Annotated in this window: 17 protein-coding genes and 2 pseudogenes; 10 read left to right on the plus strand and 9 right to left on the minus strand. The window is 70.6% G+C overall.

Translation table 11 applies throughout. The annotated features are described in order from the left end of the window. The 3 genes and pseudogenes from AB0H81_RS24930 to AB0H81_RS24940 form a co-directional block, all read right to left on the minus strand. Nucleotides 1-499 (minus strand): annotated as a pseudogene (locus AB0H81_RS24930) (transposase); the annotation flags it as partial. Nucleotides 500-1,431: 932 nt separating this feature from the next. Beyond that, nucleotides 1,432-4,524, minus strand: a complete 3,093-nt coding sequence (locus AB0H81_RS24935) for a cytochrome P450 (RefSeq protein WP_358378997.1) — start codon at nt 4,522-4,524, stop codon at nt 1,432-1,434. Nucleotides 4,525-4,582: 58 nt separating this feature from the next. Further along, the gene (locus tag AB0H81_RS24940; RefSeq protein ID WP_358379000.1) at nt 4,583-5,554 is read right to left on the minus strand and encodes an alpha/beta hydrolase; all 972 of its coding nucleotides are present in this window, start codon (nt 5,552-5,554) and stop codon (nt 4,583-4,585) included. A gap of 69 nt (nt 5,555-5,623) precedes the next feature. Here AB0H81_RS24940 and AB0H81_RS24945 point away from each other — a divergent pair, with 69 nt between their 5' ends. Further along, complete coding sequence (locus AB0H81_RS24945) at nt 5,624-6,202, plus strand: TetR/AcrR family transcriptional regulator (protein ID WP_358379003.1); 579 nt, start codon at nt 5,624-5,626, stop codon at nt 6,200-6,202. Between the two features lie 148 nt (nt 6,203-6,350). Here the strand turns inward: AB0H81_RS24945 and AB0H81_RS24950 are convergent. Both AB0H81_RS24950 and AB0H81_RS24955 read right to left on the minus strand, forming a co-directional pair. Next, nucleotides 6,351-6,557 (minus strand): annotated as a pseudogene (locus AB0H81_RS24950) (DUF4158 domain-containing protein); the annotation flags it as partial. Nucleotides 6,558-7,276: 719 nt separating this feature from the next. After that, nucleotides 7,277-7,858 carry a hypothetical protein gene (locus AB0H81_RS24955; protein WP_358379006.1) on the minus strand — a complete coding sequence of 194 codons (582 nt, stop codon included), beginning with the start codon at nt 7,856-7,858 and terminating at the stop codon, nt 7,277-7,279. A gap of 347 nt (nt 7,859-8,205) precedes the next feature. On the opposite strand from AB0H81_RS24955, the gene AB0H81_RS24960 reads away from it, so the two are divergent. The 6 genes from AB0H81_RS24960 (at nt 8,206) to AB0H81_RS24985 (ending at nt 14,708) form a co-directional block, all read left to right on the plus strand. Continuing rightward, nucleotides 8,206-9,456, plus strand: a complete 1,251-nt coding sequence (locus AB0H81_RS24960; RefSeq protein ID WP_358379009.1) for a sensor histidine kinase — start codon at nt 8,206-8,208, stop codon at nt 9,454-9,456. Further along, complete coding sequence (locus tag AB0H81_RS24965) at nt 9,453-10,151, plus strand: response regulator transcription factor (RefSeq protein WP_358379012.1); 699 nt, start codon at nt 9,453-9,455, stop codon at nt 10,149-10,151. Before AB0H81_RS24960 ends, AB0H81_RS24965 begins: the two co-directional genes overlap by 4 nt. Before the next feature lie 139 nt (nt 10,152-10,290). Further along, complete coding sequence (locus AB0H81_RS24970; protein ID WP_358379015.1) at nt 10,291-11,175, plus strand: DUF2268 domain-containing putative Zn-dependent protease; 885 nt, start codon at nt 10,291-10,293, stop codon at nt 11,173-11,175. A 10-nt stretch (nt 11,176-11,185) separates the two neighbouring features. Then, nucleotides 11,186-11,944: a MerR family transcriptional regulator gene (locus AB0H81_RS24975; RefSeq protein WP_358379018.1), complete on the plus strand. Its 759-nt coding sequence runs from the start codon at nt 11,186-11,188 to the stop codon at nt 11,942-11,944. 139 nt (nt 11,945-12,083) lie between these two features. Further along, the gene (locus AB0H81_RS24980) at nt 12,084-13,613 is read left to right on the plus strand and encodes an alpha-L-arabinofuranosidase C-terminal domain-containing protein (RefSeq protein WP_358379021.1); all 1,530 of its coding nucleotides are present in this window, start codon (nt 12,084-12,086) and stop codon (nt 13,611-13,613) included. A gap of 96 nt (nt 13,614-13,709) precedes the next feature. Beyond that, nucleotides 13,710-14,708: a LacI family DNA-binding transcriptional regulator gene (locus AB0H81_RS24985; protein ID WP_358379024.1), complete on the plus strand. Its 999-nt coding sequence runs from the start codon at nt 13,710-13,712 to the stop codon at nt 14,706-14,708. 41 nt (nt 14,709-14,749) lie between these two features. Here the strand turns inward: AB0H81_RS24985 and AB0H81_RS24990 are convergent, their stop codons facing one another. Beyond that, on the minus strand, nt 14,750-15,520 hold the full coding sequence (locus AB0H81_RS24990; RefSeq protein ID WP_358379027.1) for a helix-turn-helix transcriptional regulator: 771 nt from the start codon (nt 15,518-15,520) through the stop codon (nt 14,750-14,752). A gap of 162 nt (nt 15,521-15,682) precedes the next feature. After that, the gene (locus AB0H81_RS24995) at nt 15,683-16,951 is read right to left on the minus strand and encodes a MalY/PatB family protein (RefSeq protein ID WP_358379030.1); all 1,269 of its coding nucleotides are present in this window, start codon (nt 16,949-16,951) and stop codon (nt 15,683-15,685) included. Between the two features lie 292 nt (nt 16,952-17,243). Between AB0H81_RS24995 and AB0H81_RS25000 the strand changes: the two genes are divergently transcribed. Together AB0H81_RS25000 and AB0H81_RS25005 are read left to right on the plus strand one after the other, a co-directional pair. Continuing rightward, a complete protein-coding gene (locus AB0H81_RS25000; protein ID WP_358379033.1) occupies nt 17,244-17,732 on the plus strand; it encodes a DsbA family protein in 489 nt (162 codons plus the stop codon). A 164-nt stretch (nt 17,733-17,896) separates the two neighbouring features. Beyond that, entirely contained in the window at nt 17,897-18,433 is a 537-nt protein-coding gene (locus AB0H81_RS25005; RefSeq protein WP_358379035.1) for a hypothetical protein, read from the plus strand. Here AB0H81_RS25005 and AB0H81_RS25010 read toward each other — a convergent pair. Next, entirely contained in the window at nt 18,388-18,867 is a 480-nt protein-coding gene (locus AB0H81_RS25010; protein WP_358379038.1) for a MarR family transcriptional regulator, read from the minus strand. The two genes, AB0H81_RS25005 and AB0H81_RS25010, sit on opposite strands and share 46 nt — an antisense overlap. A 401-nt stretch (nt 18,868-19,268) precedes the next feature. Next, on the minus strand, nt 19,269-19,844 hold the full coding sequence (locus AB0H81_RS25015; protein ID WP_358379041.1) for a TetR/AcrR family transcriptional regulator: 576 nt from the start codon (nt 19,842-19,844) through the stop codon (nt 19,269-19,271). A 97-nt stretch (nt 19,845-19,941) separates the two neighbouring features. Here AB0H81_RS25015 and AB0H81_RS25020 point away from each other — a divergent pair, with 97 nt between their 5' ends. Further along, the gene (locus tag AB0H81_RS25020; RefSeq protein ID WP_358379044.1) at nt 19,942-20,382 is read left to right on the plus strand and encodes a DoxX family protein; all 441 of its coding nucleotides are present in this window, start codon (nt 19,942-19,944) and stop codon (nt 20,380-20,382) included. Nucleotides 20,383-20,489 lie beyond the last annotated feature (107 nt).

A 20,489-nucleotide genomic window follows, 5' to 3' on the forward strand; every position in this document is an offset into this window, starting at 1 on the left:
GCGGCCCGAGGAGCGCAGTACGGCGTGCAGCCGGCGGACGCCGAGTTTGGCGGCCGCCGCGGGAGTGGGCGCCGCCTGCAGCACAGCCCTCGCCTTGGGAAAGCTCGGAGTCGGTCGGCAGCGGCCGGTGGTGGTCGGCGTCGACGCGCAGGATGTTGGCCAAGGTCAATGCGTCAGCGTGGTCGGACTTGGACCGGGCTACGGTGTGGCGTTCGCGGTAGCGGGCAACGGCCAGCGGGTTGATCGCGTATACCTTGCGGCCGGTGGCGCGAAGGCAGGCCACCAGCAGGCCGCGCCCGGTCTCTATCGCGACTGGGATGGGATTGTCTGGGTTGTCGCCGTGTTCGGCCAGTAGCTCGACCAGGAGCCGCCAGCCCTTGGCATCGTCGCTGATGCGCTTCTTGGCCATCAGCTTGCCGGCCTCGTCGACCAGGGCGACGTCGTGGTGCTTCTCCGCCCAGTCGATCCCGCATGTCACCCTCAACAGCGTCTCCTTCATCGGTCGTTGCGGCAGGTGAGCCGCGCAGGGGCACGCCACGCCCTGATGAGAGAGCTCGACGGCTCGACATCCGATCAGCAGTCCGTGGCCCCAGCCCGCTGCAGGCCCGCCTTCTGTGCAAGGGCTCGATGGCCCCGGTTTCCAGAAGCGGTCCGTCCTGCAGCTGGCTCACCCCACGATCTTGGTGGGCCGGTATGCCCGGCGGGTGGCGATCGAGAGAGATCGAGGCGCACGGCCTTAGCAGAGGGCTCAAAGCCCGGTCTCGACACAGGCGTTCACTCGATCCCCGTTGATCGCCACCCGCCAGGTAGCTCCCCTATCGCGTACGGCCTCTGTGAAGGAATCGGGCTCCCGGTTGAGTACAGACGTCGATCAGGAGAGCTGAATCCGGGACTTTATGTCCCTTGAAGAGTCATTAGGTATCGACGCCTCGCGTCGATAACGTCCGGGACGAAACCCTCGCAGCGATCCGGCGCACCGGTCGGCGGGATGTGTCCCGTCCGACTGGAGTTGGCGGAGCGGGTTCGCGCTGACCTGCAGCTCGACATGTTGATGCGGACAGGTTGGCCTCCGCTCCCGAACGTGGCCCCAGCCGCAAAGTAGGCCCTCCGCTCCCGGACGTGTCCCCTGGCCGCCAGGTACGGGGTGAGGAACCAGCCCGCGCGGAACTCGGCCAGCCTCGCCATCGACGACGAACTCGTCGTTGCTGCCACTTCTGCGCGCGGCGCGGCGATCATCGCGCCGACGCTGAGCGGCAGCACTCGCAGGCCCATCTCCAGCGCCGTGTAGCCGAGCGTGCCGATCAGGAGCAGCGATCCGCCTCGGCCAGCGCCCGCTCCAGCGGGGCGTAATGCCCCGCCGCGAGAAGGGTCGCCCGCGCGGCGAGCATCGCCACGGCGTCGGTCACCCGGGGGCGCGAGAGAGCATCCGGATCAGGCGAAGACGTCCTGCTGGTAGCGCCCCTCGGCCTCCAGCTCGCGCAGCCAGGCCTCCCCGTCGCCGCCGGTCCGCTCGGCGTAGATCGTCGCCAGCGCCTGTCGTACAGATGGAGCCATGCGCAGCCCGTCGCCGCAGACGTAGACGTGCGCCCCGCGCTCCAACAGGTCCCAGACACGGTCCGCCTCGGCCGCCACCGCGTCCTGCACGAAGCGGTGCCCGGGAAGCGTGGAGAAGGCGGTGTGCACCTGGGCGACCCCTGCCGACTGCCACGCGAGAACTTCTTCCCGGTACAGCCAGTCGTGCGAGGGGTGGCGGCAGCCGTAGAAGACCTCGGCGGTGCCGCCGGTCAGCGCGCGCTCCTCCAGGAAGCCGCGGAGCGGGGCGAAGCCCGTGCCCGGCCCGATCAGGATGACCGGGGTCTCGGGGGCCTCCGGCAGGCGGAAGGGCGGACTTGGCACGCGGATGTAGCCGTAGAAGACGTCGCCGGGATCGAGCGAGGCCAGGTAGGCCGAGCACATCCCGCGGTAGTTGCCGCTGCCCGACCAGGCCTCGCCCTCGACCAGCCCGACCGTGATCCGCACTTGGCCGGGTGAGGCGAGTGGCGAGGAGGAGATCGAGTAGTAGCGCGGCCGGATGGGCCCGGCCATCTCCAGGAAGACCGACAGCGGCAGGGCGATCGCCGGGAAACGCTCCAGCAGGGCCAGCACCGAGACCCGCTTGGCCAGGATCTCCTCAGCGTAGTCGGCCGCCGCGAGCTGCCCCCGGGTCCAGGGGCACGAGGTATGCTCGGCCAGCGTGGCCAGGTCGGCGCGGGTGGCAACCTGCTGGAGTTCGGCGAACTCCGACAACAGCAGCCCGGCCGTCACGGGCGTGTCGACCGGCAGGTGGGTGTTGCCGCGGGCGCGCAGCCGCACGACCTGCTCACGCGGCACCCGCAGGGTCCGCAACGCCCACTCGACCAGCTCGGGATCGTTCTTGGCGATGACGGCCACGTGGTCGCCCGCGGCGTAGGTGACCCCCTCGGGTAGCGAGGCCACGATCGAGCGCACGCCCGGCCGGGGCGCCTCCAGCGAGAAGTCCCACAACCCGGCCGGGTCGGCGGTCAGCTCCTCGTTGGCCACCACGGTCAGCGGCACGGCCTGCGCGGAGACGACGGCGGGCCGGACGTCGGCTTCGGTCAGGACCTCCATCTCGTAGCGCGGCCCGGCGTCGGCCGAGGTCGCGCCGTACTCCTCGGCGAGGGCCGCCCACAGCTCGGCCGTCCACGCCGAGACGTCCCCGTCGAAGTCGCCGTCGGCGTCTGCCTCGCCGCGCCTGACCAGCGGCACCGCCCCCGCCTCGACCAGCTTGTCGAAGGCGCGGCGAGGAAAGTCCTGGTAGGTCGGCCACTGGGTGTTGCCGACACCGAGCAACGCCAGTCGTACCCCCTCATAACCGCCGATCTCGGCGGCGTCGAAGGCCTGCGCGTTGTCCGGGGCCTTGCCGTTGTAGGTGGAGGTGACCACGACCAGCGCGCCATCCGACGGCGCCTGAAGCTCGTCCAGGCTGGTGAGCGTCACGGCGAAGCCGGAGCGGGCGGCCCGCTCGGCCAGCCGCTCCGCGATGTCGGCCGAAGCGCCGAGGTTGGAGCCGTATGCCACGGTGAGCGCCACATCCGCGACGGCGACTTCGGACTCCTCGACCTGCTCGATGACCTCCGGGATGAAGTCTCCTCTTTCGTACGGCTTGCGCACGCGAACCTGGATGCTGAAGGCCTCCGGCTTGAGCGTGATCATCTGCTTGATCCGCATGCGGTAGGCGTCGCGGTCGGAGATCGCGAAGCGCCGCAGGAGCATGGCCAGGGCCAGCCGCGCCTCGGTTAGCGCGAACTGCCGCCCGATGCAGGCCCTCTCGCCGTTGCCGAAGGGTTTGTAGGCGCTCGGGTGCTGCTCTTTCTTGCGCTCCGGCAGCCAGCGGTCGATGTCGAACTCCTCGGGCCGCTCCCAGGCCCTGGGATGGCGATGCAGCGGCTCGAGCAGGATCACCACGTTGCGGCCGGCTGGCACGTCGAACGGGCCGAGCGTGGTGTCATGGCGGGCCTTGACACCGAAGGCGGGAATCGGGGACCAGATCCGCAGGGTCTCGTCCAAGATACGCGGGATCACGTCCAGCTTCATGATCGTCTCGTAGGTCGGCGCGGTGTCGCCCGGCAGCAGGCGGTCGACCTCGGCGTAGGCCTGGGCCAGCACGTGCGGGTTGCGCAGCAGGTTGTACAGCGCAAAGGAGAGCAGGCCGCTGGTGGTCTCGTGGCCGGCGATGAGGAAGGTCAGCACCTGGTTGCGGATGTTCTCATCCGACAGCCGCTCCCCAGACTTGGGATCGGCGGCCTCCAGCATCAGGCCGAGCAGGTCGCCGCTCCCCTTGCCGCCCAATTCGCGGCGGCGGCGGATGACGTCGTCGACCAAATCCTGCATGAGCGCGATGTCGGCCCGGTAGGCCGCTTCCTGCTTCTTCTTCAGCTTGGTGACCTGCGGCAGCTGCCTGTTGCGGAGCATCGCCTCGGTCAGCGTGCGCCCCATCGCCTGCAGGAAAGGGTGAAGCTCGGGCGATTGGAAGGAGTTGAACCGGTAGTCGAACCCGGTCAGGGAGATCACGTCCAGGGTCAGCCGGGTCATGTCGTCAACGACGTTGAGATCCTCGCCCTGCCGCTGCTCCCAGGAGGCGATCAGCTGCTCGCTGATCTCCAGCATCTGCGGGAAGTAGGCCTTCATTGAGCGCTGGCTGAAGGCGGGCATCAGGATGCGGTGCGCGTGCCCCCAGACCGGTTCGTCCTCGCGGGCGGTGAACAGGCCGTCGCCGCTGAAGTCGCGCACGATCGCCAGCACCCGTTCGATCGGCTTGTAGAAGCGGCTCTCGTCGCACGCCTCGGCGGCCAGGTCAGGGTCGGAGACGAACAGCACGGTACGGCCCAGCAGCTCCAACTGGAAGATGCCCTCGTCGTACTGCTTGGCGAGCTCGGACAGGTAGGCGTTGGGCGAGTGCTTGGGGATCTGGAACGTGTTCCCGAAAACGGGCAGGCCCTTGGGGCCATCAATGGTCGCTGACATGAGTTCTCCTTTGCTAATTTCTGCACCCCTCCTCCGTCTCGGAGGCCTTCCTTTCGCCTCACATGGCGAGAGCCTCTCGGAGGTACTCGACGATCTCCGCCCGCGCGGCCTTGGCCTGCGGCACCGCGCCCGGCATGCTGAGGAATGCGTGAGTCGCCCCGGGGTGTTCGGTGAGTCGCGCGGGTGTTCCGGCCGCGCGCAGCCGTTCGGCGTAGCAGCGGCCGTGGTCGGCCAGCGGGTCGATGGGCGCTACCACCACGAGCGCCGGGGCCAGCCCGCTCAGGTCGTCGGCCTCCAGCGGCGACATGGCGCGCGGGTCCGTTCCCTGCGGAATGGCCAAGCGCTGGAGCAACCGCATATACGGCACGGAGAGGGTCGGGCTGTGGGCGTGCTGGCGCATCGAGGCGTGCTCGAACCCCGCAGGGGACAGGTCGACGACGGGGTTGACCAGCACCTGCGCTCGCAGCGGCAGGCCGGAGTCTCTGGCCAGGATCGCGGTCAGCGCCGTGATCATCGAGCCGGTGCTCTCCCCGAAGACGGCGATCCGCGCCGGGTCGATCCCCCACTGCGCGGCATGCCCTACCACATGACGCAACACGTCCCAGGCGTCGTCGACTGCCGCCGACAGTGGAGAGTCCGGGTCGAGCAGGCGGTGTTCGACCGAGACGACGACCGCGGGCAGCCGGGTGGCGAGGTGGCTGTTCACCCAGTCACTCTGTACGGCGGTGCCCACGAATCCGCCTCCGTGCACGTGCAGCACGAGCGGCAGAGGATCGCGTCCGCTGCGTGACGGACGGTACACCCGGACCGGGAGTTTGCGGCCGGGCAGAACCACCTCCTGCCACTGGATCGCGGCGCCGCGGTCCGGACAGCCGGTGATGACCCGCCCCAGACGGGAAGCCCGCTTGCGGTTCTCCGCCTCACGGAAGGCGACCAACTGCTCGGTCGTCATCGCGAGCCAGTCCGGCTCCTTGCCGAAAGCCTTCAGCACCCGAATGCCCAGCGACGGCTTCGCCGTATTTGCGCCCATGTTTCCTCCCCTAGTTTCGCTACCTCAAGTATCGATACCAACGGTAGCGCAAAAGGTTAGGGTGTGGGCATGACCCGAGTGACAACTTCCGCCAGACCGCCCGGTCGCCCGCGCTCTGGCGTCAACGCCGTGGTCTTCGCCGCGACGCTGAGCACGGTCCACGAGCTCGGCTACGCGCGTGCCACCGTGGACCGCATCGCCGCCACGGCGGGCGTCGCCAAGACGACGATCTACCGTCGCTGGCCGTCGAAGGGCGCCCTGATCGTGGACTGCCTCCTTGACGCGTTCGGCCCGGTGCCGCTGGAGGGCGCCAGTCGAGCCGAGCTCATGTCCTCGGCTATCCACTGGATCGCGGAGAAGATCGGCGAGCCCGGGGTAGGCGACGCGTTCGCCGGCGTGTTCAGTGACGCCGTCAGCGATCCGGCCCTGCGCGAGGTCCTGTCCGCGCGGTTTCAGGACCCGTACCGGCTCGCCCTCCAGGAGGCGCTCGGCGAGCCGGAGCACCGGGTCCTGTTCTTCATCGACGTCGTCGTCGGAACGCTGCTCCACCGGATGGGCATGACCGGCGAGCCGATGGTCGACGCCGACGTCGCCGCACTGGTCGAGATGGTTCTGCCGCACTTCGCTGACGGTGCCGGTTCAACCTGATCCGAAAATTGGACAGTAAACGGGCAGACGGCAGCGAACCCTGGCCGGCAATTGCCGGTCGGGGTGAGCAAGCCGCTGGTGGTCAGGTGGCTGTACCGAATATCCCGCTGATGATCAAACGGCGTCGGCCGCCGCTCGGCGTACCGCTTCACCTGCGATGGGTCCTCAACCCCCAGCTGCTCAGCCACGAACTCCAGTACCACCCCGGCACGTCGGGGGGATCCTCCAGGAACGTCCCGAGCCAGCGCACCGTCACCAACTGGAGGGCGAACCCGAGTCTCATGTGCTCCCCGCGCCGCTGCCCGACCAGCGCCCGGTCCTCCTCATCGAGGAAGAACACCCGCTCCAGATCAGCCTGCGTCGGTGGTCCCGCGAACCGTCCCTACGTCGCCGCCTCATCATCAGTCAAGAACTCCACCGGCATACGCGCAAAGTAGGACCGACCCACCAGTAGTCAACCCAGAGTCACCGAACCGCTACAAGATCCGCGTCCCGCCCGACGCTATCCGCATCGGAACGGCCAGTGACGATAAGAGGCGTCCGCCGGGCTCCTTAACGTGACTGACCGTTCGGTTGCTGCTCAAGCCCCGAGGCCTTCACGCCCCATCTGCGCCTGGTGGCGTTGTTCGGCGAAGGGCCCGCCGATCTGAGTCCCTTGCGCGACGTGCCGCTGGAGGCGTTGGGCTGCAGCTGAACGGGGCCGACCTGAGTCCGCTGGCCGGGCATCCGACGTTGCGCGCGGTGACGCTCCGCACGCGGGAACCCGTCGATCTCGGTGTGCTGCGGACGTTCGCGCGCCTGGAAGGACTCGAACTGGGGAAGGCGCCGCGGCCGGGTTCGAGGCCGGCGAGGAGCTCGGCGGCTCCGAGTACTTCACGGGGCGGTTCGACACTCCCGCCTGACCGGACGCGTGGCGGAACATGGCGAGTCCCCCCGCCGGGCTCCGGGAGACGGTCGCCTCGACTCGCTGTCGGAGGAGGCTCGTTTCGTACGGGCGGCCTGCCGGCACGTCACGGCGGGATCGCCTCGATCGTGTCCCGCAGGCGCCGCAACGATCGATCCGGAGCCACGCCGTCAGGCGGCCTCGTTCACGACGGCGGTCCGGCGCGGCAGGACCGGCAGCGCGAGCCAGATCAGGGACGCGCCCGCCACCACGTGCACGGCGCTGGTGAGCGGGGTGTCGGGCAGCGGGGCGAGCACCGCCAGCAGCGGCAGCGCGACACCGTACCCGTACACGGCGGGCCGGGGGAAGATCCGCGAGCGCGCCATCGAGACGGCGAACAGCACCGTGCCGGCCACGAACACCGCGGTCGCGGCGAGGAACGTCACCCTGGTCGGTCCCTGGAGCAACCGCTCCACGATCGCGGGCTCCAGGTAGAACAGCACGAGGTTCAGGGTGAAGGCGACACCGGCGAACAGGCCGAGCCCGACGACGTTCACCGCGTACGCGACGAGCCCGAAGCGCCCGCCGGCGGCGGCCTGGTGAAGGTAGAGGACCGTCAGGGCCGGTGTTCCCAGCGCGGTCCCGATGCCGAGGACGAAGCTCGTCACGGCGGTCTCGCCGGTGAACGCCTCGACCAGTGCCGGGCCCCCGATCGACAGGCCCAACAGGATCGCGCAGATCGCGCCGAAGCGCGGCAGCCAGGTGGAAGTCATCGGAAAGCGGCTCCTTGCCGTCGGAACAGGACGTGACGACCGTAGGAGGCCCGGGGCCGGCGGGTGCAGATGCCGTTCGTCCCGGCTCGCGTCCGGAGGTCACGGCGCGTACGCCGGGCGTGGCCGCCGGAGCCGGGGCGGACCGTGCCGGTCGGCATGTGCCGTCCGGCCAGAACCGGCCCGCGACGATCGCCTTCCGGCGGAAGCCGGGCGTAGCCTGACGGACGGGACGCCGCCGCCGTGCGGGAGCGGCTCGGGTTCCCCTCGTCAAGGTCGCGCGAGCCGGGCACGGCCGTCAGGGACGCGCCGCCGGACCAGTGACCAGTGACCAGTAGGGAGGGTTGGGGATGACTCCGTCACCGACCGCGCTCGTCCCGGCCGGCGACCCCCCGTCACGCGCGTCCGGGCGTCCGGTGCCCTGGGTCGCGCCGGTGCTCTACGCCGCGGTGCTGGCGGGCGGGCTGTACTACGACGCCGTCGGCGCCGCCCCTTCGCCGCCCTCCGCGGTGGCCGTCTTCGTCGCCGGTCTGGCGGCGCTGGCCGGCCTGGAGGTGCTGGAGCGGCGGCGCTACCGCGTGCGGACGCCCAGGGGCCCCGCCGCCGTCCTGGCGGGAGCCCGGCTGGCCCTGTTCGTCGTGGTCGCGGCCGCCGACCCGGCCGGCCTGTCCCGGGTGCTGTTCGTCCTGCTCCCGTTCACCGCGTACTTCGCCTTCGGCCGCCGGGTCGCGGTCGCGCTGGCCGCCGTATGCCTGGGCCTGCTGGTCGCGTGGTTCTCGGTCGCGGCCCCGGGCTGGTACGTGGACGCGGCCTACGTCTCCGACCTGCTCATGTTCGTCCTGGGCCTGGTCCTCGCCGTCTCCATGGCCGCCGTGGCCGTCGGCGAGCAGGAGTCGCGTACGCGGCTGGAGCACGCGCTGGACGAGGTGGAGGAGTCCCACACGCGGCTCAGCAGGTACGCCGAGCGCGTCGCCGAGCTCACGGCGGCCGAGGAGCGCAACCGGGTGGCGCGCGAGATCCACGACAGTCTGGGGCATCACCTCACCGCCGCCGCGGTGCAGATGGAGAAGGCGGAGGCGTTCCTCGACCGCGACCGGCCCACCGCCGAGCGCGCGCTGGCCGACGCGCGGGCGTCGGCCGCGCGGGCCCTGGAGGAGGTCCGTCACTCGGTGCGCGCGCTGCGTGGGGAGGCGGGGCCGTTCCGCCTGTCTGAGGCGCTCGCCGAGCTCGTACGGCGTCTGGACGGCGCCCGTCCGCGGGTGACCCTGGAGACGGCCGGCGACGAGTCCGGCTACGACGCCGCGGCACTGAAGGCGCTGTACCGGGCCGCGCAGGAGGCGCTGACCAACGCCCTCAGGCATGCCGCCGCCGGACGGGTCACGGTCTCGGCGACCTGCGGGGACGTGGAGGCGCGGCTGGTCGTGACGGACGACGGCACGGGTCTTCCCCCCGGCCCCTGGGAGGAGCGGGGAGTCGGCCTGCGCGGGATGCGGGAGCGGGTGCGTCTGGCCGGCGGAGCCGTCGCCGTCACGAGCGGGGCGGGGCGCCGCGGCACCACCGTCACGGTGACCGTGCCGCGCCGGTCGGCGGTGGGACGATGACGCTCTCCCCCGCGGATCCCGCCGGCCCTGCCGGACCCGGCGAGCAGCCCGTGCGGGTGCTGGTCGTCGACGACCAGGAACTGGTCCGCGAGGGCATCGCCTCCCTGCTCGGCATCCAGCCCGGCGTCATCGTCGTGGGCACGGCCGCGGACGGCCAGGAGGCCGTCGAGGCCGCGCTCTCGCTGGAGCCGGACGTGGTCCTCATGGACGTCCGCATGCCGCGGATGAGCGGCGTCGAGGCGGTGCCGGTCCTGCGCCGCCGGGCCCCCGCCTGCCGTGTGGTGATGCTGACGACGTTCGACAACGACGAGTACGTCGTCGAGGCGCTGCGGGCGGGCGCGGCCGGCTACCTGCTGAAGAACCTGCCCGCCGCCCGGCTCGCCGAGGCGGTGCGGCTGGCGGCCGCCGGGGTCGCCCAGCTCGACTCCTCGGTCACCCTGCGCCTGGCCGCCGCCCTGCCGTCCGAGCCGGGGCCCGGCCGCGACGCCGGGCCGTCACCGGCCTCGGTCCTGACGCCCCGCGAGATCGAGGTCCTGAGGCTCATCGCGACCGGCTCGACCAACAGGGAGATCGCGGCGCGCATGTACCTCAGCGAGGGCACGGTGAAGAACCACATCTCGCGGATCCTCGGCCGGCTGGGCCTGCGCGACCGGACCCAGGCCGCCGTCTACGCCCGGGATCACCGGCTCCTGTGACCGCCCCGGAAGGCGGCGACGCCGGACCGTGTCAGCCGGAGGCCACGGCTCCCGCGCGTGTCCTTCCGGCCGCTTCGGAGCCCCCTCCGCCCGCCGCCGGTTTGACCTTGACGCTGCGTCAACTTCTAGCATCGAGGCCATGTCGATCACTGTTCTTGACACCTACTCCGCCATGCGGCGGATCCTGCTGGCCCCGGCCGCGGACCGCGCCGACCTGCTGCGTTCGATGCTGGAGGCCAACAGCGGCATGTACCGCTACGCCCCCGGCGAGGTCGACCTGGTGGCCCTGCACCTCCAATCGTCGGGGTTCCCCATCGACCGCGACGAGGAGCGTTGCCTCGACGCGCTCGAAACCCTGGCGGCGGCCGGAGCCTGGGAGCGGATGCAACGCGCGCTCGACGACGCTCTCGCCGTACTGCTGGAGGCCACGCCGGGACTGGAGGTCCCTGACATCACCGTGCTGTTCGTCCTCGGCGATCCGGCTGACCAGCACTTCATGGGTCCCTGCCTGGGAGTGACCGGGTTCGGTGGCATCTCGGGCAACATCGCCATCACGTTCTGGCCGTTCCCCGAGAACGTGGAGCGGCTGGAGGCCACCGCCGTGCACGAACTCCACCACAACCTGCGGTGGGCCCCGGGCGGGGTCGTGTGGGACCCGATGACCGTCACGGTCGGCGAGCACATCGTCGGCGAGGGCCTGGCCGACGCCTTCGCCCGCCAGCTCTACGGCGACGAGCTCGGCCCCGCCCGCATCGGCGTGCCGCACCTGCACGACGACGAGGTCTTCGCCAAGGTGCTCACCGGGCTCGACGTGACGGGCATGCAGAACTTCACCGCCTGGGTGCACGGCGACCCCGGCGCCGAGCATCTCGGTGTCACCCCGGTGGGGCTGCCGATGGGCGCCGGGTACGCGGCGGGCAACCGGCTGGTCGACACCTACCTGGCGGCGACCGGGCAGACGGCGGCGCAGGCCCTGCACGCCGACAGCTCGGAGATCATCGCCGCCACGCTCCGCCGCGGGTGACACTGGAACGATGGAATGGACGATCCAGGAACTCGCGGCGAGGGCCGGCATCACCAGCCGCACCCTGCGGCACTATGACCGCTTCGGGCTCCTGACCCCGTCCCGGGTCGGCGAGAACGGGTACCGCTACTACGACGCCACCGCGGTCGCGCGGCTGCAGCGGATCCTGCTCATGCGCCGGCTCGGCATGGGCCTGCCGGCCATCGCCGAGGTCCTGGCCGACGAGGTGGACACGCAGGAGGGGCTGCGCGCCCACATCGCCGCGCTGGAGGAGGAACGGGACCGCATCGAACGGCAGATCCGGTCTGTGCGTCACACGCTCGAGGCCCTGCAGGCGGGGGCGGAACCGCGGATGGACGTCATGCTGGCGGGGTTCAACGACCACTACAAGGACGAGGTGATCTCACGCTGGGGCGAGCGCGCCTTCCAGGTGAGCAACGACTGGTGGCACGGCAAGACCCTTGACGAGCAGCGGGCCTGGAAGCGGGCCGCCGAGGACCTCGTCGCCGCATGGGTCGCCGCGGCGAAGGCCGGGATCTCTCCGACATCGGAACACGCTCAGTCACTGGCCGCCCGGCACGTCCGGTGGCTGAGCCGGATCCCGGGCACCCCCACGGCCGAGGGCGACCGGGAGCGCTCGATCGAGATGGTGAAAGGCGTCGGGGACATGTTCGTCGACGACCCCCGCTTCGCCGGCATGTACGACGACGCCGCAGGGGCGAGGTTCGTCCGCGACGCACTGCAGGCGTACGCGCGGACCCGGATGTAGCTCGCGCGTGGTTCTCAGAGTGCCGGGGGCTGTTGACAGGGTGGATTGTATCGATAAAGTAGCCGCACTTTATCGATACAGCTGTCGATGAAGGGAGCCCGGCACTGATCGTCACCCACCGAGAGCAAGGTACGCATCCATGACCCCTCCCGTCGTGCCCGCCGTCATCAACCTCGACGTCAAGGGCCCGGTGATCAGCCGTCACCTGTACGGTCACTTCGCCGAGCACCTGGGGCGGTGCATCTACGGCGGCTTCTACGTGGGCGAGGACAGCGACCTGCCGAACGAGGGCGGGATCAGGCTGGACGTGGTGGAGGCGCTGCGCGCGCTGAACATCCCGAACCTGCGCTGGCCGGGCGGGTGCTTCGCCGACGAGTACCACTGGATGGACGGCATCGGCCCCAAGGAGCAGCGCCCCGTCATGGTCAACACGCACTGGGGCGACGTCGAGGAGAACAACCACTTCGGCACGCACGAGTTCATGGCGCTGTGCGAGCTGCTCGGCGCGGAGCCGTACATCAGCGGCAACATCGGCTCCGGCACGGTCCGCGAGATGAGCGACTGGGTGGAGTACCTGACCCGGGAGGGCGACTCGCCGATGGTGCGGCTGCGCAAGGCCAACGGGCGCGAGGAGCCGTGGCGGGTACGCTTCTGGGGGCTGGGCAACGAGGCGTGGGGCTGCGGCGGTCACATGTCGGCCCAGCAGTACGCGGCCGAGGCGCGCCGGTTCGGCACGTACTGCCGCGACCATGGCGACAACAAGCTGTACCGGATCGCGGCGGGCGCCAACTCCGCCGACTACGCCTGGACCGAGACGCTGATGAAGCAGCTCGGCGACATCGGGTGCGCCTACCGGCCCGCCCCCTTCATGCAGGCGCTGTCGTTCCACTACTACACGATCCCGGGCACGTGGCAGGACAAGGGCGACGCCACGGTGTTCGACGTCGACGACTACTACCGCACGATGGTGCAGGCCGCCCGCGTCGAGGACCTCATCGCCGGCCACTCCAACGTGATGGACTGCTACGACCCGGGCAGGAACGTCGGCTTGGTGCTGGACGAGTGGGGCACCTGGTGGAACGTCGAGCCCGGCACCAACCCCGGCTTCCTCTACCAGCAGAACACCCTGCGCGACGCGCTGGTCGCCGGCGTGCACTTCGACGTCTTCCACCGCCACGCCGACCGCCTGGTGATGGCCAACATCGCCCAGACGGTCAACGTGCTGCAGGCCATGATCCTCACCGACCCCGACAGCAAGGCCCTCGTCCTCACCCCCACCTACCACGTCTTCGAGATGAACAAGGGCCATCACGACGCCGCCTCGCTCCGCGTGGACCTGCTCGCGGACCTGCCCGCCCGCGAGGTCGGCACGGACACGCTGGCCACCGTCTCGCTGTCGGCCAGCCGTAAGGACGGCCGGGTGCTCATCTCCCTGTTCAACCTGGACGCCGGCGAGCCGGCCGGCGTCGAACTGGATCTGCGCGGCGGCGCCCTCACCGGCGTGACCTCCCGCATCCTGACCGCCGGCAAGCCGCAGGACCACAACACCCCCGGCGCCCCGGCCGCGGTCGCCCCGCGCGCCCACGACCAGGTCACGGCCACGGCCTCCGGACTGCGCGTGGGCCTGCCCCCTCACTCCTTCGTCACCGTGGAGGGACGCCTCGCATGACCACCCGCGAGCACGCCGCGGGCGGCGACACCAGCGCGCTAAACTCCGGTTGACCGGACGGGGGCCGACTTCGAACAGCAGAACGCGGGGCACGGCATGGTGACCATGGAAGACGTCGCCCGGCTGGCCGGGGTGTCGAAGATGACGGTCTCCAATGTCGTCAACGATCGCCACGGGGTCAGCGACCCTGTCCGCCGGCGGGTGCTGGACGCCATCCAGCAGTCGGGCTACCGCGTCAACGTCTCCGCCCGCAGTCTGAAGTCCGGGCGGACCGGCGTCATCGGGCTGGCCGTGCCCGAGATCGACCGCCCCTACTTCGGTCACCTGGCCTCCCTGGTGATCGAGGCGGCGGAGCAGCGCGGCTTCCACGTCGCGATCGAGCAGACCGGTGCGGCGGAGGCCGGAGAGGCCGGCGCGATCGCCCACTCCCGCACCCTGCACTTCGACGGTCTGATCCTCAGCTCCGTCGCCCTCGACCGGCTGGACAAGCGGCTGACCGCGGCCGGCCATCCCATCGTCATGCTCGGCGAGCAGGATTTCGGCGGCCGCTTCGACCACGTCGCCATGCCCAACGAGGAGGGCACGAAGGCGGCGGCCGCGCACCTGGTCGACCAGGGGTGTCGCCGCGTCGCGATGGTCACCGGGAACGACTTCGACGGCGTGAACGTGGTGACGCGCCGCTACCAGGGCTACCTGGCCACGCTCGCCGAACGCGGCCTGAAGGTCGATCCGCCCCTTCTCTTCCCCTTGGACGAGATGAGCATGGAGGCGGGCCGGGACGCGGCTCACCGCATCGCCGACTCCGGTCTCGAGGTGGACGGGGTGGTGGCGGTGACCGATACCGTCGCCCTCGGCGTGCTGCGCGGGCTGGCCGACCGCGGGTTGCGGGTTCCCGACGACGTCCGCCTCGTCGGCTTCGACGACGTCCCGGCGTCGAGGTTCAGCGTGCCCTCGCTGTCAACGGTGGCACCCGATCACCGGTGGATGGCGGAGAAGGCCGTCGAACTGGTGGTTCAGCGCATCCGCACTCCCCTGCGCCCAGCCGGCGAGTACGTCGCCCCCTTCGAGCTCATGATCCGCGAATCGACGCGCTGAACCTTCGGCTTCCAGACCCGCACACGTGACAGGCGGCGAGGTCAGGTGGATCCCTCAGCGGAGCCGTTCAACTCGTTGAGGTAGTTGTAGATGGTGAAGCGGCTGACGCCGAGTGCGGCGGCTGCCGTCTCGGGCGCCTGCTTGACCAGGAAGAACCCGCGGCGCTCCAACTCGGCGATCACCTGCAGCTTGTGTTCCTTCCGCATCTGTTCGACGGGGACGTCGATCGCCGCGATGGCCGCGTCCACCAGCAGGGCGCGCAGTTCCTCGACGCTGTGGGGGAAGGACTCCCCTTGATGGGCGGCCGCGGGCCCGGCCGGGGCCGCGTGGGCGGACGGCGTGGACGGCGTGGACGGCGCCGGAGGAGGCATCGACGTCACGTCGTGCCCGAGCACGAACCGGTCCATGGCGGACCGGAGTGAGACCCAGGCGGACACGTCGGTGTTCAGGCAGAGCGCCGCCGCGGGGCGGCCGCCGTCGTCCGTGTAGATGATCGTCGTGCTCTGCAGGATGCGCCCGTCCGGCAGCTGGGATCGGTAGCCGATCTCGTGACGCAGGTCGCCCGCGGCGACACGTTCGAGCAGCTTGTCGGTGGGAGGGTCCCCGACGTGCCGGCCGGTGACCGTCCCGGTGATCGCGCGGACGGTGTTCGGGATGCGGCGGAGGTCGTGCAGCACCACTTCGGTCGGCTGGATCATCGCCGCCTGGAGAGGAGCGACGAGGAGCTCGAGAACGCGGTTGACGCACTCCGCGTCCATCCCCTCCAGGGCTGCAGGTGCCGGAAGCATCGAGCTGTTCGACGCCGGTTCCATACGTGACACCGTCCTCTGTTCAGCGCCGGAGACCCGGCCGGGCTCCCTGCGCTCTGACGTCGTGTTGAAGGATATCGAGGCGAAGAGCTCGACGAATCAACAGCCAGTTGATGCCCGCGGCTGCGAGGAAAGGACTCGGCGACCCTCCGCGTCCCGGGCCGGCTAGCGCGCGTGGAGGGCGGCGGCGCGTCCCATCCGCGCGATCGCCTCGGTGAGGACCGCCTGGGAGGTGGCGAAGTTCAGGCGTACGTGCCCGGCTCCTCCCGTTCCGAAGATGTAGCCGGAGGACAGGGCCACCCTGGCGTGCTCCAAGAACAGCTGTGCGGGACCTGCCAGGTCGGTGACGACCGCCAGGCCCGTGGCGGCTTCTTCCGGGCCGAGGTCGAGGGACCGGCAGTCGAGCCAGGCCAGGTAGGTTCCCTCCGGCCTGGTGTATCCGATCCCGGGCAGGTGTTCGGCGACGAGCTGACCCAACAGCGCTCGGTTCGCGTCGAGCCCCGCGAGCAGCGCATCGAGCCACGTGTCCCCGTGACGGAAGGCCGCCGTGTGGGCGATGACGCCCAGATAGCTGGCGCCGTGGTGGACCTCCTCGGGTATCCGGCGCAGATCGGCGGCCGCCTCGGGCCCCGCGACGGCGAGCGCCGCCTTGACGCCGGCGAGGTTCCAGCCCTTGGTCGCCGACATGAGCGAGAAGGCGTCTTCGGCCCCGGGCACGCTCAGGTAGGGCGTGAACTCGGCGCCCGGCAGGACGAGCGGGGCGTGGATCTCGTCGGCGACGACACGGACTCCGTACCGGCGGGCCAACGTCGCCACGGCGGCGAGCTCCTCGTGGGTGTGAACCGTGCCGGTCGGGTTGTGGGGATTGCAGAGGAGGTAGGCGATCTTGCCCTTGCCGCTCTGTTCCCGGGCCCGCCGGAAGGTCTCCTCCAGCGTTTCCAGATCGATCCGGAGGTCCTGCGTGAGCGGCGCTTCGATGATCCGGCGGTCGTCATGGGTGATGAAGGCGTAGAAGGGCGCGTACACGGGAGAGTTCACGACCACCGGGTCGCCGGGGTCGGTGATCAGCCGCAGCACCTGGACCGCGCCCAGCATCACGTCCGGGGTCAGGGCGACGCGGTCGACCTCCACCCCGTCCCAGTTCCAGCGCCGAGCGGCGAAGCCGGCCAGCGACTCGGCGAACTCGGTGCCGGCGGGGTACCCGGTGTCACCGGTCTCGATGGCTTCGCGCAGCGCGTCGGCGACCTCGGGCGCCAGCGAGACATCCATCTCCGCCACCCACAGGGGCAGGACGTCCGCCGGATACGTGCGCCATTTCATGCTCCTGCGCTGCCGGAGCTGCTCGAGCGAGTACGTCTCGAGAGGGTTCGCGCACTGTCCGGCGTTCGCGGTGGCGGGCGCGTCAGCGAGTTCTGCGCGGACAGCGGGCTTCATGACAGGCCTCCATGGTCAAAAGCCAGGGAAATGACAGCTCGCAGATCATGGACACCTGCCGAGCATTCAACACAGAGTTGCAAAGATGCGAGCACTTTGGCAAGTATTACACAGACTGTTGACAAGTCCAGACCCTGCCGGACCTCTGTCGTTGCAGGTTGTACGACTTTGGCACCGCGTGCGCACAACCAGGCGTTGACGATCCCATTCAGCCTCCTACTTCTTCAACTAGACGTTGAAGTCAGGGGCCCGTCCAGGTGGAGCCGGCGGCCTTTTCACCGGCGCCCGCCGGGTGCCGATTCGGCAATTCGGCTACGTGAAAGGGGCCAACGCCAAGATCAGCGAGCTGACCGGCGCGGAGTTCTCCGCGCAGTACGAGCACCTGATCGCCGACGGCTCCTTCGTGATGGACTCCGAGGCCGCCGCCCGCGGCATGGCCGCCCTCCGCCAGACCGCCCCCGAGCGGGCGGCGGAATGGGCCGCAGCCCTCCAGCACGCCTTCTACGTCGACGGGCGCAGCCTGTCCGAGCCGGAGACCTACCGGCGGGTGGCCGAGGAAGCCGGGCTGGACGCCGACGCCGTCGTCGCCGCCTTCCACGCCCCGGCGGCGCAGGCTGCCGCCGAGGACGACTTCCGCCGCACCGCCGAGCTGGGCGTGGACGCATTCCCCACCCTGCTGGCCGTCGACGGCGACCGCACCGTCGTCCTGGCGAGCGGACATGCCACCACCGGCGAGGTGGACCGGCGCCTGTCCGCCCTGGACGCCCGCGACGTGTCCTGACCTCCCCCTCCCCCGCCTTCCCCTGCGCGACCTTCGTCGCCACCGAGCACGTCATCGACCACATCCGGCACTCCTACGAAGGCAAGCTGAAGGCATGGGCGGCCGCCGGCGCGAACCTGCCCACCCGGCTGGTCGGCCTCGTCCCGCTCGCCGGCGACATCACCGTGGAAGGGCACCGCTTCCAGCTCCTCGGCGGCGTCGCCGAACTGCCGGACCGCCACTACCTGTGGCAGGTCGAGCACCGCGCCATCCTCGGTGGCGTACTGCTCTTCGGCGGGCAGCACGTGTGGGTCGCCGACACCCCGAAGGCCGAGCAGCGTGCCGCCTGGATCGCCCTGCTGGACGACATGGCCGCGCTCGAGCCGCGGCTCGTCGTACCCGGCCACCGTCTTCCCACAGCTCCCGCCGACGCCGGTGCCATCGCCGGCACGCGCGAGTACCTGGTCGCCTTCGAGGAGGAGCTGGCCAGGGCCGCGGACGGCGCCGCGCTGACCGAGGCGCTCGTTGCCCCGCCACCCCGCCCACGGCATGCTGATCGCGGCGCAGATCGGCGCCAAGGTCGCCACGGGCGAGATGACCTGGGCCTGAGGCGCACGGCCGGGCACACCACCGGCTTCGCGGCGGAAGCCTTGGAGCGCCTCGGACGAGAGCGCCGTCAGCGCCACCGCTCTTCGGGGGTGCCGGTTCGCCGGTTGTGGTGATCCAGCAGCCTGGACAGCAGCTCGGTCAACGACTGCCGCTCCTCGGGTGACAGCGGAGCCAGCAGTTCGTCCTGGCATTCGGCCAGCCGCTCCTCCAGTCGCCGTAGCTGCCGCTTGCCCGCCGAGGTCAGCGAGATGATGTTGCGCCGCCGGTCGGAGGGGTCCGGGGCGCGCTCGACCAGTCCGCCGTCGGCGAGTTCGTTGATCGTCGCGACCATGTCGCTGAGGTGGATGCCGCTACGGCGGCCCAGCGCCGCCTGGCTGGCCGGGCCGGCCTCCTCCAGCGTCGCCAGCAGGCGGTAGTGGTACCCACGGGCGCCTACGGACGAGAACCCGTCACCCACCAGACGGTGCGCGTGGTTGGCGGTCTGGCCGAGCAGCCAGCTGGGCAGGCCCTCCCACGGGGCGGGCGTCTCCTTGGGCGGGTTCACCATGCGCCAAGTCTAGCCAGTCGTTCGGCGCACTAATGATTGCGTCGTCGTTCGTCGATGAAGCGTCAGTCGACCGGATGGCAGGCCTACGCGGGCGGCCCGCCACCGGGCCCGGTGCGGTTCCAGGCGACGGTACGCCTTCGCGACCCTCACCGAGCCGCTCAACAGCACAACGGCGGGCCGGTACTCCGACACCCCTGCCCTGCTGGACGAGATCGTCAACAACCGGAGCGAGGTCTTCGAGTGACGAGACCGACTGCGGCGCGAGCGGTGCGTCCGCCGTTCGCACCGCGGTCCCGTGCCAAGCGTGGCGTCACGCTCGGCACAGGACTGCCGTCACGCTCGCCTCGGCGAAGTGCCAGCCACGGAAGAGGCCCGGCCGGACAAGGTACGGGGCTCACCGATCAGCGCGTCGTGCCGGAGAAGAGCCGGATCACGGAGCGGGCCAGGGCCTCCGGGTCGTCGTGGGCGGCTTCGGGCAGGGCGCCGCTCAGCCACAGGCCGGCGAAGCCGTGGGCGAGCGACCAGGCGGCGATGGTGGTCAGGCGGTCCTGCGCCGGGCTCGGCGACAGCTTGCCGGCACTGGTGACGAGCACATGAGCCGCGCGCTCACGCGCCGCCGCCAGGCTGGGATCATCCGCGCGATACAGCTCCGGCCGGAACATCACCTCGAAGTAGGACCGATGGGCGACGGCGAAGCGGACATAGGCGACTCCGACGTCCAGCACGTCGTCGGCCGCCCGCTCCAGGGTGTCGGCGAACACCTCGAACCCCTCGGCGGCCACGGCCGTCAGCAGGCCCGCCTTGTCGCCGAAGTGGTGGGCGGGCGCGGCGTGGGAGACGCCCGCGCGCCGGGCCAGCTCGCGCAGGCTCCATCCGGCCGGGCCTGATTCCGCGATGGCCTCCAGAGCGGCGTCCATGACAGCGCGCCGCAGGTTGCCGTGATGGTAGCCGGTCTGCTTGATCTGCCTCACCTCCACACTCCGATGATCCATGGTGCCGGGCTCACCCTATCTTGACATTGACAAAATCACGAACCTCCCCCAATCTTTCCGGTGACAAGATTGGAGGGACGGTATGGTTCCGTTCATCGCCCTGATCGGTGGTTTCGTCGTCCTGCGAGTGCTCGGCCTGGCCGGCATCGACGTCCTGGACGGCTGGCAGCCCGCCTTGCGCGGGGCTCTCGCCCTGATGTTCGTCACCACCGGCGTCCCGCACTTCCTGCCCTCATGGCGCCGTGACTTCGTCGCGATGATCCCCCCGGCGTTCCCGCATCCGGCCCTGCTGGTCACCCTCACCGGAGTCCTGGAACTGGCCGGCGCCGCCGGGCTGCTGGTCCCGCCCCTGGCGCCGCTCGCCGCGATCGGGCTCGCGCTGCTCATGGCCGCCATGTTCCCGGCCAACGTCTCAGCCGCCCGCCGCGGCCTCACTCTGGCCGGAAAGCCCGTGACTCCACTGCCCGTCCGCACCGCCCTGCAGGTGCTGTTCATCGCCGCCGCCATCGCCGCGGCCGCGTAGGCCACGGACGAGCGTGGGCCCGGCGCCCCGCTCCTGCCCCACCTGCACCGCCAACCGGTGCGCCGAGACCGACGCCATCACCACGCACCACCCCTGACGACTTCTAC

Origin of the sequence: Nonomuraea sp. NPDC050691, assembly GCF_040654455.1 — a bacterium.
Lineage (GTDB): Bacteria > Actinomycetota > Actinomycetes > Streptosporangiales > Streptosporangiaceae > Nonomuraea.